General features: G+C 69.3%; 13 protein-coding genes. 9 read left to right on the top strand and 4 right to left on the bottom strand.

What is annotated here, in order from left to right; all coding sequences use genetic code 11:
• Nucleotide 1: 1 nt before the first annotated feature.
• Together ACYVKR_RS23175 and ACYVKR_RS23180 are read right to left on the bottom strand one after the other, a co-directional pair.
• The gene (locus tag ACYVKR_RS23175) at nt 2–838 is read right to left on the bottom strand and encodes an alpha/beta fold hydrolase (RefSeq protein WP_460483345.1); all 837 of its coding nucleotides are present in this window, start codon (nt 836–838) and stop codon (nt 2–4) included.
• An 11-nt stretch (nt 839–849) separates the two neighbouring features.
• Nucleotides 850–1,638: a maleate cis-trans isomerase family protein gene (locus ACYVKR_RS23180; protein WP_460483346.1), complete on the bottom strand. Its 789-nt coding sequence runs from the start codon at nt 1,636–1,638 to the stop codon at nt 850–852.
• Between the two features lie 319 nt (nt 1,639–1,957).
• On the opposite strand from ACYVKR_RS23180, the gene ACYVKR_RS23185 reads away from it, so the two are divergent.
• The 4 genes from ACYVKR_RS23185 to ACYVKR_RS23200 all read left to right on the top strand — a co-directional run bounded on the left by ACYVKR_RS23185 (nt 1,958) and on the right by ACYVKR_RS23200 (nt 8,136).
• Entirely contained in the window at nt 1,958–3,115 is a 1,158-nt protein-coding gene (locus tag ACYVKR_RS23185) for an FAD-dependent monooxygenase (protein WP_460483347.1), read from the top strand.
• Between the two features lie 95 nt (nt 3,116–3,210).
• Nucleotides 3,211–3,762 carry a (2Fe-2S)-binding protein gene (locus ACYVKR_RS23190; protein ID WP_460483348.1) on the top strand — a complete coding sequence of 184 codons (552 nt, stop codon included), beginning with the start codon at nt 3,211–3,213 and terminating at the stop codon, nt 3,760–3,762.
• Nucleotides 3,759–6,647 (top strand): c-type cytochrome, encoded by a 2,889-nt coding sequence (locus ACYVKR_RS23195; protein WP_460483349.1) that lies wholly within the window; start codon nt 3,759–3,761, stop codon nt 6,645–6,647. Before ACYVKR_RS23190 ends, ACYVKR_RS23195 begins: the two co-directional genes overlap by 4 nt.
• 172 nt (nt 6,648–6,819) lie before the next feature.
• Entirely contained in the window at nt 6,820–8,136 is a 1,317-nt protein-coding gene (locus tag ACYVKR_RS23200; RefSeq protein WP_460483350.1) for an MFS transporter, read from the top strand.
• A gap of 17 nt (nt 8,137–8,153) precedes the next feature.
• On the opposite strand, the gene ACYVKR_RS23205 is transcribed toward ACYVKR_RS23200, so the two are convergent.
• On the bottom strand, nt 8,154–8,609 hold the full coding sequence (locus ACYVKR_RS23205; RefSeq protein ID WP_460483351.1) for a MarR family winged helix-turn-helix transcriptional regulator: 456 nt from the start codon (nt 8,607–8,609) through the stop codon (nt 8,154–8,156).
• Nucleotides 8,610–8,800: 191 nt separating this feature from the next.
• Between ACYVKR_RS23205 and ACYVKR_RS23210 the strand changes: the two genes are divergently transcribed.
• The 3 genes from ACYVKR_RS23210 to ACYVKR_RS23220 are packed head-to-tail and all read left to right on the top strand — an operon-like array spanning nt 8,801 to nt 14,063.
• Nucleotides 8,801–10,966, top strand: coding sequence for an NADH-quinone oxidoreductase subunit NuoF family protein (locus ACYVKR_RS23210; RefSeq protein WP_460483352.1), 2,166 nt, complete (start codon nt 8,801–8,803; stop codon nt 10,964–10,966).
• Nucleotides 10,951–13,845 (top strand): formate dehydrogenase subunit alpha, encoded by a 2,895-nt coding sequence (fdhF, locus tag ACYVKR_RS23215; RefSeq protein ID WP_460483353.1) that lies wholly within the window; start codon nt 10,951–10,953, stop codon nt 13,843–13,845. Before ACYVKR_RS23210 ends, fdhF begins: the two co-directional genes overlap by 16 nt.
• Complete coding sequence (locus tag ACYVKR_RS23220; RefSeq protein WP_460483354.1) at nt 13,845–14,063, top strand: formate dehydrogenase subunit delta; 219 nt, start codon at nt 13,845–13,847, stop codon at nt 14,061–14,063. Before fdhF ends, ACYVKR_RS23220 begins: the two co-directional genes overlap by 1 nt.
• Here ACYVKR_RS23220 and ACYVKR_RS23225 read toward each other — a convergent pair.
• Nucleotides 14,060–14,944 (bottom strand): LysR family transcriptional regulator, encoded by an 885-nt coding sequence (locus tag ACYVKR_RS23225; RefSeq protein WP_460483355.1) that lies wholly within the window; start codon nt 14,942–14,944, stop codon nt 14,060–14,062. The genes ACYVKR_RS23220 and ACYVKR_RS23225 overlap by 4 nt on opposite strands.
• 72 nt (nt 14,945–15,016) lie before the next feature.
• On the opposite strand from ACYVKR_RS23225, the gene ACYVKR_RS23230 reads away from it, so the two are divergent.
• Both ACYVKR_RS23230 and ACYVKR_RS23235 read left to right on the top strand, forming a co-directional pair.
• Nucleotides 15,017–15,970 (top strand): DMT family transporter, encoded by a 954-nt coding sequence (locus tag ACYVKR_RS23230; RefSeq protein ID WP_460483356.1) that lies wholly within the window; start codon nt 15,017–15,019, stop codon nt 15,968–15,970.
• 160 nt (nt 15,971–16,130) lie between these two features.
• Nucleotides 16,131–17,060, top strand: coding sequence for a branched-chain amino acid ABC transporter permease (locus ACYVKR_RS23235; RefSeq protein WP_460483357.1), 930 nt, complete (start codon nt 16,131–16,133; stop codon nt 17,058–17,060).
• Nucleotides 17,061–17,063 lie beyond the last annotated feature (3 nt).

A 17,063-nucleotide genomic window follows, 5' to 3' on the forward strand; every position in this document is an offset into this window, starting at 1 on the left:
GTCAATCCACCTTCGCGCCGAGGAACTCGCCCAGGGCCGCATAGAAGCCGGCCTCGTTGTCCCACGGGATCATGTGGCCGGCGTTCGGCACGCGCACATGCGCGGTCTGCGGCGCCAGGCCCTGCCACTCGGCCACGTCCTCGTCGCGCACCACGTCGCCGCGCTCGGCCGTCACCAGCAGCAGCGGGTGTTGGATATGCGGCAGGTCGGCATGGATGTCGTCGCGGCCGAAGTCCTCGAAGCTCTGGACGATGGCCGGCTCATGGCAGGTGTGCAGCCACTGGGCGCGCAGCTGGCGCTGCTCCTCGGTCCAGCTGGGGCAGAAGGCGCGCATCTCCTCGGCGTTCATGCCGCACGTGGCCTGGCGGATGGAATCCACATACCAGGGCAGGGCGGCCGGGTAGGCGCGGCGGCCCGGGCCGGAGACCGGCGGATCGACGATGACCAGGCGCGTGAGCCCCGCGGGCTGGCTGCGCGCGGCGCGCACGGCGATGCGCCCGCCCATCGAATGGCCGACCAGCGCATAGCGCGCGAGGCCCAGGGCCTGGGCCAGGGCTGTCACATCGGCCGCCTGGGCGTCGAGGCCATAGTCCAGGCCCGGGCCCGACGACGACAGGCCGCGGCCGCGCACATCGAGCACATAGGTGTCGAACTGGCGGCCCAGGTGCTCGGCGACGAAACCCCAGGTGACGGCCGGGCTGGTGATGCCGGGAACCAGGATGACGGCGTCACGCTGGGCGCGCGCGCCCTCGGCGCCGCCATAGCGCAGGTAGTGCTGGCGAATGCCATTGGCATGGACCTGGCCACCGTAGAGGTAAGTGCTGGAGGTGCTGCTCATGCGGGTGCTCCTCAGGCCTGGGCGGCGTTGGCCATGTTGCTGTGGGGATAGGCGCCCGACAGCAGTGCCCCGGCGCCCGGCACCACGGGCTCCAGGCCCAGGTGATCCAGCATGCGGCGCACCGTGCACACGGCCGTGGAGACGGTGGGGATGCCGGTCGCATCCTGGATGCGCTGGATGGCCGGCAGCGACGGCATCTGCACGCAGGCCGAGGCCACGATCACGTCGGCACCTTGGGTGTTCAGGCGCTTCACGTCGTCCAGCAGCTGCAGCGGGTCGCGCCGGCCCACCTCCAGGTTGTCGGGGATCTCGAAGCAGATGGAGTCGATGACCTCGATGCCCTCGTGCTCGATGTACTGCACCACCAGGTCGGTCAGCGGCCGCATGTAGGGCGCCATGATCGAGACGCGCTTGGCGCCCATGATCTTCAGGCCCTCCACCAGCGCGCCGGCCGAGGTCATCACCGGGGCCAGGCACTGGTTGGCGCGGGCCACCGCGGTCAGCTCCTGTTCGGTCTGGCGGTGGTAGCCCAGGCCCATGGCCATGATGGCCACCAGGCAGGCGGTGCTCATCACGTCGACCCGCGCGTCGGCGAGCTCGGCGGCGCAGCGCAGGCCTTCCTTGTTCATCGCGGCCAGCTCTTCCTTGGTGACCTTGTGCATGCGCATGCGGCTGGAGTGGAAGGTGAAGCGCTCGTTGGGGCGGATGCCCTCGCGGGCACGCAGCATGGCCGGGATCTCGGTCTCCATGGTGGTGTTGGAGCTGGGCACGATCTGGCCGATTCGGTAGGTGCGGGTCATGGAAGGCTTGCCTTTGCGGGTTTGATGAGGGTCAAATGAGTGTGTACGCTTAATTTTTGCAAAAAAACCAAGTCCTGGCAAATTTAAATTTTCTCGGGGTTTGTACCTAATTAGCGCAGAAAGCACGCCAAAAAATCCAGAAACTCATTTATTCTTCGACCCCGTGATGCACTTGGTTTGGATTGACGAAATAAAGTGTGTACACCTTAATTGTGGCTTGAAGTGCTTGGCATGAATCCCGCGGCGCCGAGGCGCAGGGACGGGCTGAAGCAACGGCCGTTCTGTCTGCCTCTCAACATTCCTGCAAGGAGAAAAAACCGTGTCCTCATCCCCCCGCATCGCCGTTGTCGGCGCCGGCCTCGGTGGCGCCGCCGCCGCCAAGCTGCTGCTCCAGGAAGGCTTCAACGTCCGCGTCTACGAACAAGCGCCGAACTTCTCGCGCCTGGGTGCCGGCATCCACGTAGGGCCGAACGTGATGAAGATCCTGCGCCGCATCGGCATCGAGGACGCGCTCAACGAACAGGGCTCGCACCCCGACTACTGGTACAGCCGCCATTGGCAGACCGGCGACGTGCTGGCCCAGATCCCGCTGGGCGACTACGCGGTCAAGGAATACGGCGCCAGCTACCTGACGGTGCACCGTGGCGATTTCCATGCGCTGCTGATCGAGGCCCTGCCCGACAGCGTGATGGCCTACGGCAAGCACCTGACCAAGGTCGAGGACCGCGGCCATGTGGTGGTGATGCACTTCGCCGACGGCACGACGGAGGAGGCCGACATCGTGATCGGCGCCGACGGCGTGAACTCGCGCATCCGCGAGGAGCTGCTCGGCCCCGAGCTGCCCAAGTACGCGGGCTACCTGGCGCACCGCGCCGTGTTCCCCACGCCCGAGGTCAAGGCCGGCATGCTGCCCTTCGACGCCTGCGTGAAGTGGTGGAGCGACGACCGCCACATGATGACCTACTTCGTCACCGGCAAGGCCGACGAGCTGTACTACGTGACCGGCGTGCCGGTCGAGCAGTGGAGCCTCGACGACCGCTGGCTGCCCAGCAGCAAGGACGAGATGCGCGAGGCCTTCTCTGGCTGGCACCCCACGGTGCAGGCCCTGATCGACGCGACGGTGGAGGTGACCAAGTGGTCGCTGCTGGAGCGCGATCCGCTGCCGCTGTGGAGCCGCGGCCGTCTGGTGCTGCTGGGCGACGCCTGCCATCCGATGAAGCCGCACATGGCCCAGGGCGCGGCCATGGCCATCGAGGATGGCGCCATGCTGGCACGCTGCCTCAAGGAGGTCGGCGCCAGCAACCATGAGCTGGCCTTCGCGCTCTACGAAGCCAACCGGGCCGAGCGCGCCAGCAAGGTGCAGCGCATCTCGCACGACAACACCTGGCTGCGCACGAACGAAGATCCGTCGTGGTGTTTTGGCTACGACGTGTTCAACGTGCCGCTGGTCGACGCCAAGGCCAAGGCCGCGGCCTGATACTCGCTGCCTGCGCCGGACAGGCAGGCCCAGCCCGGCCGTCCGGCCCCCAGAAGCCGACCACCCCAACCGCCGACCGACCGAAGCCTTCCACCATGGGAACACCCGCCAATCCAAGCAGCACTTCCAGCCCCTTGCACCTGCGGGTCAACGGCCGCGATTGTGAAGTGCCGGTGGCGCCAGAGACGGCGCTGCTGCATGTGCTGCGCAACGACCTGGAGCTCAACGGGCCCAAGTACGGCTGCGGCCTGGGCGAGTGCGGCGCCTGCACGGTGCTGATCGGCGGCGTGGCGGCGCGTTCCTGCGTGATCCCGGTGAGGGCGGCGGTGGGCCGCGAGGTGACCACGCTCGAGGGTTTGGGAACGCGCGCCCAGCCCGGCCCGACCCAGCAGGCCTTCATAGCCTGCCAGGCGGCGCAGTGCGGCTACTGCCTCAACGGCATGATCATGACCGTCGAGGCGCTGCTGCGCCGCAATGCCCATCCCTCCGAGCAGGAACTGCGCAACGAGCTGCAGCACAACCTGTGCCGCTGCGGCACGCATGTGGAAATCCTGCAGGCCGCCTTGCGCGCCGCCGAGCTGCGCATGCGCTGCCCGGGCCGCGGCGAGCCAGCCAAGCCCGCGAATGCGGACGGGGCCCCGGCATGAACCCGTCCACCCATCCTGCACTGCTGGCCGGCGCAGTGGCGTCGCTGCCGATGGACCGGCTGCACGGACTGGCGCTGCGCCCGGCCGCTGCCGGCTGGGACGGCCTGCGCTACCAGGGGGCTGCGCTGGCCGAGGCGAATCTGGCCGAGGTGCGTTCCATGGCCGGCGTGGTGGCCGCCGTGCAGCGCGACCAGTTCCTGGGCGTGGTGGCCGTGTCTCCCATCCATGCGCGCCAGGCCCTGGCATGCATGAACCCCGTCTGGCGCGATGCCGGACTGGAAAGATTTTCGCCGCGCGCCGACGAGGCCGACGCCAGCGCCGAGCGCTTCGTCTGGCGCCTGCCGCGGGCGGAGGCGCCGGCCGGTGCGCAGGCCACGGCCTGGTGCCTGAACGGCCAGGCGAGCTTCTGGCTGCCGCCTTGCACGCCCGAGGTGCAGCGCATGGTGGCGCGCGAAGTGGCCGCGCTGCTGCAGCTGTCCGAATCGGCGTTGCGCCTGGTGTGCTTGCCGGGGCCCGCGGCGCTGCATCCTCTCGATGTCATGGATGCCGCGGCCGATGCGGCCTTGCTGTCCCAGGCCGTGGGCCGGCCTGTCGGCGTGGCCTGCCGTTCCCATACTGCAGAGCCGGCCGGCGAACTGGTGCTCCGCGTTGCACCGCCGAACGCGGAGCCGGGCACGGTGTTGCAGCGCCCGGGCGGCGACGCGCGGACTGCGCTGGTCTCCGACACGCCCTGGGCCGTGCGGCCCAGCCTGGCGCGGCTGCTGAGCCAGCCCGAGCTGGCGCGCGCCGCCGCCCAGGCCAGCGTGTGCGGCGCGGGCACGGTGCAGGCCCGCAGGCAGGCCGGCGGCCTGCCCCAGGCAAGCGTCGACGATCTCAATGCAGCCCAGGTCTTCGCGAGCGAAAGCCTGTGGCACGAGCAGGCGCTTGCGGGGGGCCGGGAGCCGCTGGACTGGCGCCTGCAGCACCTGCCCGAAGGCCGGGGCCGCGAGCTGGCCCGCGAGGTGGCCGAAAGCGCATGTTGGCAGGACGAGCAGATGGACGACGGCAGGCTGCGCGGACGCGGCTTTGCCACGGCCCAGTTGCAGACGCTGGACGCCGATGGTGCCGACCGCATGGCCTGGAGTGCCTGGGTGGCCGAGGTGGCGGTCCATCCGCAGACCGGTGAGATCGAAGTCACGCGCGTCGTGGCCGGCCATGACAGCCAGGGCTTGCAGGCCGCCCAGGGCGCCAGCCTGCGCCCCGAGATCGTGCAGCAGGATCCGCAATTGCTGGCGGATGCCCGCCGGCTGCTGGGCGCGCCCGGTGCTTTCGACGATTGGCACAGCCCGGCCGAGCCGGCCGCGGCACTGCCCGCGCACCGTGACAGCTCCACCGAGCTGGCCCAGCCCCAGGCCGGTGGCCTGGTCCGGCACGGGCAACTGGGGCTCGATGGCGTCGTCACGCTGCCGGCCGCCGCGGCCATTGCGAACGCCATCCGCCAGGCGACAGGCGTGCGCCTGCGCGAGGTACCGTTTCAGCCCGAGCAATTGCGCCTGGCCCTGGCGGGCGACGCTGCTCAGCCTGCGCGCGGGCCGCTGCGCCGCGGCTGGGGCTGGCTGGCAGCCGCCGCTGCCGGCGTCGCGGGCATGGCCTCGTTGGCCTGGCCGCTCAAGCCCGCACTGCCACTGACCGATGGGCCCGACGTCTCGCTGTATTCGCCGCAGGCGCTGGAGCGCGGCCGCCTGATCGCCGCGGCGGGGGATTGCGTGGTGTGCCACACGGCGCCCGGCGGTGCCTCGAATGCGGGCGGCCTGGGCCTGGAGACGCCGTTCGGCACCATCTACTCGACCAACATCACACCCGATCCGGAGACCGGCATAGGCCGCTGGTCGTATGCGGCCTTCGAGCGCGCGATGCGCCGCGGCATCCACCAGGACGGGCGCCAGCTCTATCCCGCATTCCCGTACACGGCCTTTGCCAAGCTCAGCGATGGCGACCTGCAGGCGCTCTACGGTTACCTGATGTCGCAGCCCGCCGTGAAGGCCCAGGCACCCGAGACCCAACTGGCCTTTCCCTACAGCCTGCGCCCGGCCATGGCCGGCTGGAACCTGCTGTTCCACGATGCCACGCCGTTCAAGGCCGACCCGGCGCGCAGCGCCGAATGGAACCGCGGCGCCTACCTCGTCGAGGGCGCGGGCCACTGCGCGGCCTGCCATTCGCCGCGCAATGCCCTCGGGGCCGAGAAGGGCGGCATCCACTACCTGGGTGGCGGCGAGGCCGAGGGCTGGAGCGCACCCGCGCTCAACGCGCTGGCCGGCGGCAAGCTGCCCTGGGGCCGCGAGGAGCTGTACCAATACTTGCGCAGCGGCTTTTCGGCGCGCCACGGCGTGGCGGCGGGGCCGATGGCGCCGGTGATCCACGGCCTGGCCGAACTGCCCGAAAGCGATGTGCGCGCCATGGTCACCTACCTGATGGAACTGCCGGGCCAGGCGCCGCAGGCCATGCCGGTGCCCGCCGTGGCGCAAGCCCTGCCTGCGCCGGCCGAGGTCTTCGAGCGCCACGCCAACGGCGAGCGCATCTACCAGAACGCCTGCGCGGTCTGCCACGAGGCGGGCAGCGGCCCCACGCTGTTCGGCGTCAAGCCGCTGCTGGGGCTCAACACCAACCTGCATGCGGCAGCGCCCGACAACCTGGTCCAGGTGATCCTGAACGGCATCCAGACCCCGGCGAACGACGCGCTGGGCTACATGCCGGGATTCAGGGACAGCCTGGACGACAGGCAGATCGCCGACCTGCTCGGCTATCTGCGCAAACGATTTGCACCGGAGGAAAAAGCGTGGCCAGACGATACGACGACGATTGAGCGGCTGCGTGCGCAGGCCCACGGGGCACACGCACAGAAATAACCGGTTTCCGACCCACCACCCCCTGTCTGAATGCAGTGATCGGGCCATGTCCATGGCACCGAGGGGGGGCGGCTGCGTCGGTGATGGGGTGCAAGGCAAGGGCAGCGCGATGGCGCGCTGCAGGGCGATACGGCTTCAACCATTTTGAAATGACGAGAAAAGGAGACTCTGCATGTCATCAGCATTTATTTCCGTGGAAAAAGGCATCCAGACCGCGGGTGTCGGCAAATTCCAGTACCGGCTCTTCGTGATCTTCGGCCTGGTGTGGCTGGCCGATGCCATGCAGGTGCTGTCCATAGGCTTCAGCGCGCCATCGATCGCCAAGACCTTCGGCAAGACGGTGCCCGAGGCGCTGCAGACCGGCACCTTCTTCTTTATCGGCATGCTGATCGGCGCCTTTGTCTTCGGCCGCCTGGCCGACCGCATCGGCCGGCGGCCGGTGCTGATGATGGCCGTGGTCATCGATGCGTGCTGCGGCGTGGCGTCGGCCTTCGCCCCCGAGTTCGCCTGGCTGCTGTTCCTGCGCTTCCTGACCGGTATCGGCGTGGGCGGCACGCTGCCGGTGGACTACACGATGATGGCCGAGTTCCTGCCCAGCGACCGCCGCGGCCGCTGGCTGGTGCTGCTGGAGTCGTTCTGGGCCGTGGGCACCATCTTCCTGGCCATCCTGGCGCTGGTGGCCGTGTCCTGGGGCGACGACGCCTGGCGCGTGATCTTCTTCGTGACGGGCATTCCGGCGCTGATCGGCGTGGTGCTGCGCTTCTATATTCCCGAGTCGCCCATGTTCCTGAACCGCAACGGCAAGTCGGACCAGGCCCGCAAGGTGCTAGAGCGCGTCGCCAAGGTCAACGGCAACACGGCGCCGATTCCAGAACTGCAGCCCGAGAAGCAGGAGCGCAAGTCGGTCTTCGCGCTGTTCTCGGGCGAGCTGCGCCGCCGCAGCCTCGCGCTGTTCCTGGCCTGGGCGCTGATCTCCATCGCTTACTACGGCGTCTTCGTCTACCTGCCGGTCAAGCTCAGCAGCGAGGGCTTTGCCTTCATGCGCGGCCAGGTCTTCCTGGTGGTGCTGGCATTGGTGCAACTGCCGGGCTTCGCGCTGTCGGCCTATGGCGTCGAGCGCTGGGGCCGCAAGCCCACGCTGATCGGCTTCCTGCTGCTGAGCGCCGTGGGCTGCATGCTGTACAGCCTGGGTTCGTCGCCGGTCGTGGTCATCGGCTCGACGCTGCTGATGAGCTTCTCGCTGCTGGGCACCTGGGGTGCGCTGTATGCGTTCACCCCCGAGGTCTACCCGACCGACCTGCGCGCCAGCGGCATGGGCATGGCCGGCGCGGTGGCGCGCTTTGGCGGCCTGTTCGCACCGGCCATCATCGCGCCCATCATGGCCAGCCATTTCACGCTGGCCCTGGTCGTGCTGTCCAGCATGCTGGTGGCGGGGGCGGTGTCGATCTGGGCGGTGGATGTGGAGTCGCGCAACCGCGCACTCGACTGAGCGCTGGGCCCGGCGCGTCAGTCGGGCTCGTTGCCTTCCAGCATCTTGCGCAGCAGGAAGTCGAGCGCCAGGCGCTCGGCCGGATTGAGCCGGCCGTAGGTGCTCTCGGTGATCTGCTGGGCGAAGGGCTCCATCTCGTGCACCAGCTGGCGCCCGGCCGCGGTGAGGTCGATGACGACCTTGCGCCGGTCGCTGCTGTCGTGGTCTACGCGGATGAGTTCGCGCTGCTTGAGCCGGTCGACCACGCCGCGGATCGTGGCCTGGTCGATCACCGTGGCCTTGACGATGTCGGCCAGCGAACTGCCGCCATGGTCGCGCACCGAGCACAGGACGACGAACTGCGCCGCCGTGAGCTGCGAGTCGGGGATGTAGTGCTGGAAGAGGGCGGTATGCCGCTGGTAGACGCGCCGCAGCAGGTGGCCGATCTGGTCGGAGAAGTGATAGCCGGCTGGAGCGGTTGGCGGATGGGTCATTTGGTGCATGAGCTTAGCAAAGATCGGGGGCCCCGCTGCCCGGGCGAAGGCCCGCAGTGCAAGAGAATTTGACGTAGATACCCATTGCGCTTGAAATAGCGCAGAGACAGCGAGGCGAGGGCCGCCCTTTTTGGGCTGCACCTGGCCTCTCCACCACCCTAGCCAGCGAAGATCCTCAGCGATCCCATTCCATGCCAGCGAACCCTTCGGCGACCGATGCCAAGACCGAACCTGCATTTCACTATGCCCGCCAGGCCGAGGCCGTGGACTGGGCCATCGCGCAGCACGCCCACCGGCCGGGCGCGCTGATCGAGCTGCTGCACGCCGTGCAGCATGCGCTCGGCCATATCCCCGAGGCGGCCGTGCCGCGCATCGCCGATGCGCTCAACCTTTCGCGCGCCGAGGTGCACGGCGTGGTCTCGTACTACCCGCATTTCCGCTCGGCGCCGCCGGGCCGGCGCGTGGTGCAGATCTGCCGCGCCGAGGCCTGCCAGTCGCGCGGCGCCGATGCACTGGCGCAGCAGGCCGAGCAGCTGCTGGGCTGCGCGCAGCACGCCACGCGCGCCGACGGCAGCGTGACGCTGGAGCCGGTGTACTGCCTCGGCCTGTGCGCGCAGTCGCCCGCGCTGATGGTGGACGGGCACGACGTGCATGCGCACCTCACGCCGGCGCGGCTGGCCGAGCTGGCGCAGCAGTGGTTGCAGCCAGATTTTGAGCCAAAAACCGGTTTTGACGAGATGGGGAAAGCGCCAGCAGCTATCAAATCTGATAATAAAGATACTGCCGCCGGCATACGCCTCTATGTGCCGCGCGATGCGGCCGCGCTCGCCGCCGGGGCCGATGCGGTGGCCGAGGCGCTGGCGCGAGAATGCGCGGCACGCGGCCAGGCGGTAGAGATCGTGCGCAACGGCTCGCGCGGCCTGCTGTGGCTGGAGCCGCTGCTCGAGGTTGAGACGCCCGCTGGCCGCGTGGCCTACGGCCCGGTGGCGGCCGGCGATGTGCCGGGCCTGTTCGATGCCGGGCTGCTGCAGGGCCGGCCCCATGCGCTGTGCCATGGGCCGACCGAAGCGATCCCCTACCTGGCCCGCCAGGAGCGCCTGACCTTTGCGCGCGTGGGTATCACCGATCCGCTGAGCCTGGCGGACTACGAGGCCCATGGCGGCTGGCGGGGCCTGCGCCGTGCCGCCGCCATGGCGCCGGCCGACGTGGTGCAGCAGGTGACCGACTCGGGCCTGCGCGGGCGCGGCGGCGCGGCGTTTCCGGCCGGCATCAAGTGGCAGACCGTGGCCGCGGCGGCCGGACCGCAGAAGTACATCGCCTGCAATGCCGACGAGGGCGACTCGGGCACCTTCGCCGACCGGCTGCTGATGGAGGGCGATCCCTACTGCCTGATCGAGGGCATGGCGATCGCCGGCCTGGCCGTGGGCGCGACCCAGGGCTATGTCTATGTGCGCAGCGAGTACCCGCATGCCATCGCCACGCTGAACGCGGCGATCGCGCGCGCCGAGGCCGCCGGTTGGCTGGGCGGCGATGTGGCGGGCAGCGGCCGGGCCTTTCGGATGGAGGTGCGCCAGGGCGCGGGCAGCTATGTCTGCGGCGAGGAGACCGCCATGCTGGAAAGCATCGAGGGCAGGCGCGGCATCGTGCGCGCCAAGCCGCCGCTGCCGGCCATCGAAGGCCTGTTCGGCCGGCCCACAGTCATCAACAACGTGATCACGCTGGCCACGGTGCCCGTCATCCTGGCTCAGGGCGCCGCGTTCTACCAGGGCTTCGGGATGGGACGCTCGCGCGGCACGCTGCCTTTCCAGCTCGCCGGCAACATCGCGCGCGGCGGCCTGGTGGAAAAGGCCTTTGGCCTCAGCCTGCGCGCGCTGGTGGAGGAGTTCGGCGGCGGCACGGCCAGCGGCCGGCCCGCCAAGGCCATCCAGGTCGGCGGGCCGCTGGGCAGCTATGTGGCGCCGGCGGACTGGGATGCGCCGCTCGACTACGAAGGCTATGCGGCGCGCGGCGACGTGGTCGGCCACGGCGGCATCGTGGTGCACGACGACACGGCCGACATGGCGCGGCTGGCGCGCTACGCGATGGAGTTCTGCGCCGTCGAGTCCTGCGGCAAGTGCACGCCCTGCCGCATAGGCTCGACGCGCGGCGTCGAGGTCATCGACCGCATCTCCCGAGGAGGAGAGGGCCATGCCGCCCAGGTGGCGCTGCTCGAAAGCCTGTGCGACACCATGCAGCACGGCTCGATGTGCGCCATGGGCGGCATGACACCCTACCCGGTGCGCTCGGCGCTCCACCACTATCCGGCCGATTTCGGCCTGGCAACCGAACCCAAGGAGCAGCCATGCTCGACGCTCTGAAGGCCACCGACCTGGGCACGCCCGCGAGCCTTTCCGAGGCACGGATCACCTTGACCATCGACGGCCGCGAAGTCACCGTGCCCCAGGGCACCTCGCTGATGCGCGCGGCCCTGGAGGGCGGCATCGGCGTGCCCAAGCTCTGCGCCACCGACAGCCTGGAGCCTTTCGGCTCCTGCCGCCTGTGCCTGGTGCAGATCGAGGGCCGCAAGGGCTTTCCGGCCTCGTGCACCACGCCGGCCGAGGCCGGCATGCGGGTGCGCACCCAGAGCCCCGCGCTGCAGGAGCTGCGCAAGGGCGTGATGGAGCTGTACATCTCCGACCACCCGCTGGATTGCCTGACCTGCAGCGCCAACGGCGACTGCGAGCTGCAGGACATGGCCGGCGCGGTGGGCCTGCGCGAGGTGCGCTATGGCATGGACGGCGCCAACCACTTCCAGGGCGAGGCCAAGGCCGCGGTCGACACTTCCAACCCGTATTTCGACTACGACCCGAGCAAGTGCATCGTCTGCAACCGCTGCGTGCGCGCCTGCGAGGAGACCCAGGGCACGTTCGCGCTGACCATCACCGGCCGCGGCTTCGACTCGCGCGTCACCGCGGGCCAGGGCGGCAGCTTCATGGACAGCGACTGTGTGAGCTGCGGCGCCTGTGTGCAGGCCTGCCCCACGGCCACGCTGCAGGAAAAGACCGTGGTCGAACTGGGCCAGGCCGGGCACAGCGCCATCACCACCTGCGCCTATTGCGGCGTGGGCTGCGGCTTCAAGGCCGAGATGAAGGGCGAGCAGGTCGTGCGCATGGTGCCGTGGAAGGATGGCAAGGCCAACGAGGGCCACGCCTGCGTCAAGGGCCGCTTCGCCTGGGGCTACGCCACGCACAAGGACCGAATCACCAGGCCCATGGTGCGAGCGAAGATCACCGACCCCTGGCGCGAGGTGAGCTGGGACGAGGCCATTCGGCACGCGGCCAGCGAGTTCCGCCGCATCCAGGCCAAGCATGGCCGCGACGCCATCGGCGGCATCACCTCGTCGCGCTGCACCAACGAGGAGACCTATCTGGTGCAGAAGCTGATCCGCGCGGCCTTCGGCAACAACAACGTCGATACCTGCGCACGCGTCTGCCATTCGCCCACGGGCTACGGCCTGGGCCAGACCTACGGCACCTCGGCCGGCACGCAGACCTTCAAGTCCATAGAGCACACCGATGTGGTCATGGTCATCGGCGCCAACCCCACGGCAGCGCACCCGGTCTTCGGCTCGCGCATGAAGAAGCGCCTGCGGGCGGGCGCCAAGCTCATCGTGATCGACCCGCGCGAGATCGAGCTGGTCAAGTCGCCGCACATCCGCGCCGACTACCACCTGCAACTGCGGCCCGGTACCAATGTGGCCCTGATCACCGCGCTGGCGCATGTGATCGTCACCGAAGGTTGGCTGGCCGACGGCTACATCGCCGAGCGCTGCGATGCCAAGTCGTTCGAGCAGTGGAAGGCCTTTGCCGCGCGGCCCGAGCATTCGCCCGAGGCCACGGCCGCGATCACGGGCGTGGCGCCCGAACTCGTGCGCGGTGCGGCGCGGCTGTATGCGCTGGGCGCCGAGGACCATCCCGCAGGCCAGCCGGTCAATGCCGCCATCTACTACGGCCTGGGCGTGACCGAGCATGCGCAGGGGTCGACCATGGTCATGGGCATCGCCAACCTGGCCATGGCCACGGGCAATGTCGGCCGCGAAGGCGTGGGCGTGAACCCGTTGCGCGGCCAGAACAATGTGCAGGGTTCGTGCGACATGGGCTCCTTCCCGCACGAGCTGCCGGGCTACCGCCATATCTCGGACGCCACGGTGCGCGCCGAGTTCGAGGGCGCCTGGGGCGTGGAGCTCCATCCCGAGCCCGGGCTGCGCATCCCGAACATGTTCGACGCGGCGCTCGATGGCAGCTTTCTGGGCCTGTACTGCGAGGGCGAGGACATCGTGCAGTCCGACCCCAATACCCACCATGTGACGGCGGCGCTGTCGGCCATGGAATGCGTGGTGGTGCAGGACATCTTCCTCAACGAGACCGCCAAGTACGCCCATGTCTTCCTGCCCGGTTCCTCCTTCCTCGAGAAGGACGGCACCTTCACCAACGCCGAGCGCCGCATCTCGCGCGTGCGCAAGCTGATGCAGCCGCTGGGCGGCTACGCGGACTGGGAGGTGACGCAGATGCTGTCCAACGCGCTGGGCTATCCCATGCACTACACGCATCCCGAGCAGATCATGGCCGAGATCGCGGCGCTCACGCCCACGTTCGCCGGCGTCAGCTACGAGAAGATCGACCGGCTGGGCAGCGTGCAATGGCCCTGCCACGACGGCACGGAGGAGGGCGGCACGGCCATCATGCACCGCGAGCGCTTCGTGCGCGGCAAGGGCCGCTTCATCGTCACGCAGTACGTGGCCAGCGACGAGAAGGTTACGCCGCGCTTTCCGCTGCTGTTGACCACGGGGCGCATCCTGTCGCAGTACAACGTGGGCGCCCAGACGCGGCGCACCCCCAACAGCCTCTGGCACAGCGAGGACCGGCTCGAGATCCATCCGCACGATGCCGAGGACCGCGGCATCCGCGACGGCGACTGGGTCGGCATCGCGAGCCGCGCGGGCGAGACCGTGCTGCGAGCCACCGTCACCGAGCGCATCCAGCCGGGCGTGGTCTACACCACCTTCCACTTCCCGGAGTCGGGCGCCAACGTGATCACCACCGACAGCTCGGACTGGGCCACGAACTGCCCCGAGTACAAGGTCACGGCCGTGCAGGTGATGCCCGTCAGCCAGCCATCGGACTGGCAGCGCGAGCATGCGCGCCAGCACAGCCAGCAGCTCGAGCTGCTGCAGGCGGCAGCGGTGGGAGGCCGGTGATGGACAGCGGCAACCTGGTGCGCATGGCCAACCGCATCGGCGAGTTCTTCGAGGCCATGCCCGAGCGCGGCGAGGCCTTGCAGGGCATTGCCGAGCACATCCGCAAGTTCTGGGAGCCGCGCATGCGCGCCCAGCTGGCGCAGATCCTGGCCGATCCCGTCGCGGCCGAAGGGCTCAAGCCCATCGTGCGCGAGGCGCTGCAGCAGCACCCTCGCTAGCCGAAGCGCTTTTGCCGCGCCATCTCCTGGGCCAGCGCCACGAAGCCTGCTGCGGCTGGCGACAGGCGCTGCAGGTTGCGCACGGCCAGGCCGGTGATGCGGCGCTGGCGCGGCGAGAGGCTGCGGTAGACCATGCCGGCTGGCGGCTCCTCGGGCACGGCCAGGCGCGCCGCGATGGCGACCGCATGGCCTTGCGCCACAAAGCCCAGCATCGACGATATCTGCTCGAAATGGTAGATCGCATCGGGCTGGGCGCCGGCCTCGGCCAGGAAGCGGTCGATCTGCGTCCCCGAGCCGGCCGAGGTGCGGATGAAGGGCTCGCCCTGCAGGTCTGCTGCGGCGATGCTGCGCTGGCCCGCGAGCCGGTGCGCGGCGGGCAGCAGCGCCACCAGCTCGTCCTCGACCAGGGGCAGGGTCTCGAAGCGCTCGTCGGGCAGCACCACGAAGCCGACTTCCACGCGGCGCTCCAGCAGCCACCGGACCACTGTGTCGTCGTTGCGTTCGTCGACCTGCACCTGCACGGCGGGCTGGCGGCGGCGGTATTCGGCGATCAACAGCGGCAGCAGCCGCAGCGACGAAGTGGCGCCGAACGAGGCCACGTGCAGCGTGCCGCGGGCGATGCCGCGCTCGGCGTCGGCCTCCTGGCGCAGCGCCTCCTGCTGCTGCAGGATGTCGTTGGCGCGCTGCAGCAGCCGGGTGCCCGCGTCGGTCAGCGGCGAGTGGGTGCCTTCGCGCCGCACCAGCTGCACCTGCAGCTCGCCCTCGAGCGCGCGCAGCGCATGGCTGACGGCGCTCTGGGTGATGCCCAGCAGCGCCGCTGCGCGCGAAAAGCTGCCGGCCCGGGCCAGCGCCGCGAATACTTCGAGCTGGGTGAAGGTCATGGGGTCATGGGGTCTGGGTTATGAGCATTTGCTCATTTGTCTATGAATCGACATGAGCACATAGTACGCGCCATGCATTCTCACCGTTTCCTGGGCCCGCACCTGCGGCTGGTCGGCATGGCCCTGCTCTGGGGCGCCTCCTGGCCTGCGGGCCGCATCATTGCGCAGAGCCTGCCGCCGCTGGCCGCGGCCTGCCTGCGTTTTGCGCTGGCGGCCCTGGTGCTGCTGCCGTGGATGTACGGCACGGGCGGCATGGCGGGCCTGCGCAGCTGGAGCGCCAGGCGCTGGCTGGGCATGGCCGCCGCTGCGGCGACGGGGGTGTTCGGCTACTCGATCTTTTTTCTGCTCGGGCTGCAGCAGGTGCCGGCCGGCAAGGCGGCGCTGGTGATCACGCTCAACCCGGTGCTCACGCTGCTGCTGGCCGTGTGGCTGTTTGGCGAACGGCTGAACCGCACCATCGCGCTGGGCATGGCGCTCGCGGCCTGCGGTGCCGTGGTCGTGATCTCGCACGGCGAGCCGCTGCGCCTGCTCGAAGGCGCGGTGGGGGCGGGCGAACTGCTGATCCTGGGCTGCGTGGTCTGCTGGGTTGCCTACACGCTGGTCGGCCGCTGGGTGCTCACCGGCGTCGATGCGCTGTCGACCACGGCGGTGACCTCGGCGCTGGGGGCGCTGATGCTGCTGGCGGCCAGCCTGGCGTTCGAGGGCGCTGCCGGCCTGCGGGCCGCCGTGCATGGCTCGGCCGAGGCCTGGGCAGCGCTGGCCTTCCTGGCCTTTGGCGCCACGGCGCTGGCCTACGCCTGGTATTTCGACGGCGTGAAGGCGCTGGGCGCGGGCGCGGCCTCGGGCTATATCACGCTGGTGCCGGTGGTCGGCGTGGCGTGTTCGGCGCTGTGGCTGGGTGAGCGCATCGATGCCAGCATCGTCATTGGCGGCGGTATGGCCGTGGCGGGCACGGCACTGATGAACTGGGGCCGCAGGCCAGCCCCGCAGGCCCCGGCGGCGGGCCGCCGTTCACTGGGAGCCTAGGGAAACTCCGTGCATGCCCCTTCGGGAAATCCCAGGCCCCGTCGCTAGAATCACGGCGATCCGCATAGGCGACTGTTATCGCGGTTGGTGGTGAGCGGCGCCGGGCCTATCCCTGTCCGGGTTTCGCGCACCAAGTGGTTCACTCGGTGAGGGGTTTTGCATGGATATCTTGCTGCAACAGATCATCAACGGTCTGGTGTTGGGCAGCATGTACGCATTGATAGCCTTGGGCTACACAATGGTGTACGGCATCATTCAATTGATCAATTTCGCGCACGGCGAAGTGCTCATGGTCGGTGCACTGACCAGCTGGAGCATCATCGGCATGATGCAGACCGCCATGCCCGACATGCCGGGCTGGGTCATCCTGCTGATCGCCACGCTCATTGCGTGCGTGGTGGCGGCGGTGCTCAACTTCACCATCGAGAAGATCGCCTACCGGCCGCTGCGCAATAGCCCGCGGCTGGCGCCGCTGATCACCGCCATCGGCATGTCCATCCTGCTGCAGACGCTGGCGATGATCATCTGGAAGCCAAACTACAAGCCCTATCCCACGCTGCTGCCGTCCGAGCCCTTCGAGGTGGCCGGCGCGGTGATCACGCCCACGCAGGTGCTGATCCTGGCGGTGACGGCGATCACGCTGGCGGTGCTGATGTACCTGGTGAACTACACCCGCCTGGGCCGCGCGATGCGCGCGACCGCCGAGAACCCCCGCGTGGCGGCGCTGATGGGCATCAAGCCCGATTTCGTGATCTCGGCCACCTTCGTGATCGGCGCGGTGCTGGCCGCCATCGCCGGCGTGATGTGGGCTTCCAACTACGGCACGGCCCAGCACACCATGGGCTTCCTGCCCGGGCTGAAGGCCTTCATCGCCGCGGTGTTCGGCGGCATCGGCAACCTGGCCGGCGCGGTGGTGGGCGCGATGATCCTGGGCCTGGTGGAAGCCATCGGCGCGGGCTACATCGGCGCGCTCACCGGCGGCGTGCTGGGCAGCCAGTACGTCGACATCTTCTCGTTCATTGTGCTGATCATCGTGTTGACCCTGCGCCCCTCGGGCCTGCTGGGCGAGCGTGTGGCCGACCGGGCATAAGGA

Source organism: Comamonas humi (assembly GCF_054782535.1).

What these genes read in the sequence shown, in the direction of transcription:
- ACYVKR_RS23175 (WP_460483345.1), bottom strand. Translation starts at nt 838, where the DNA reads ATGAGCAGCACCTCCAGCACTTACCTCTACGGTGGCCAGGTCCATGCC.
- ACYVKR_RS23180 (WP_460483346.1), bottom strand. Translation starts at nt 1,638, where the DNA reads ATGACCCGCACCTACCGAATCGGCCAGATCGTGCCCAGCTCCAACACC.
- ACYVKR_RS23190 (WP_460483348.1), top strand. Translation starts at nt 3,211, where the DNA reads ATGGGAACACCCGCCAATCCAAGCAGCACTTCCAGCCCCTTGCACCTG.
- ACYVKR_RS23195 (WP_460483349.1), top strand. Translation starts at nt 3,759, where the DNA reads ATGAACCCGTCCACCCATCCTGCACTGCTGGCCGGCGCAGTGGCGTCG.
- ACYVKR_RS23200 (WP_460483350.1), top strand. Translation starts at nt 6,820, where the DNA reads ATGTCATCAGCATTTATTTCCGTGGAAAAAGGCATCCAGACCGCGGGT.
- ACYVKR_RS23205 (WP_460483351.1), bottom strand. Translation starts at nt 8,609, where the DNA reads ATGACCCATCCGCCAACCGCTCCAGCCGGCTATCACTTCTCCGACCAG.
- ACYVKR_RS23210 (WP_460483352.1), top strand. Translation starts at nt 8,801, where the DNA reads ATGCCAGCGAACCCTTCGGCGACCGATGCCAAGACCGAACCTGCATTT.
- fdhF (WP_460483353.1), top strand. Translation starts at nt 10,951, where the DNA reads ATGCTCGACGCTCTGAAGGCCACCGACCTGGGCACGCCCGCGAGCCTT.
- ACYVKR_RS23220 (WP_460483354.1), top strand. Translation starts at nt 13,845, where the DNA reads ATGGACAGCGGCAACCTGGTGCGCATGGCCAACCGCATCGGCGAGTTC.
- ACYVKR_RS23225 (WP_460483355.1), bottom strand. Translation starts at nt 14,944, where the DNA reads ATGACCTTCACCCAGCTCGAAGTATTCGCGGCGCTGGCCCGGGCCGGC.
- ACYVKR_RS23230 (WP_460483356.1), top strand. Translation starts at nt 15,017, where the DNA reads ATGCATTCTCACCGTTTCCTGGGCCCGCACCTGCGGCTGGTCGGCATG.
- ACYVKR_RS23235 (WP_460483357.1), top strand. Translation starts at nt 16,131, where the DNA reads ATGGATATCTTGCTGCAACAGATCATCAACGGTCTGGTGTTGGGCAGC.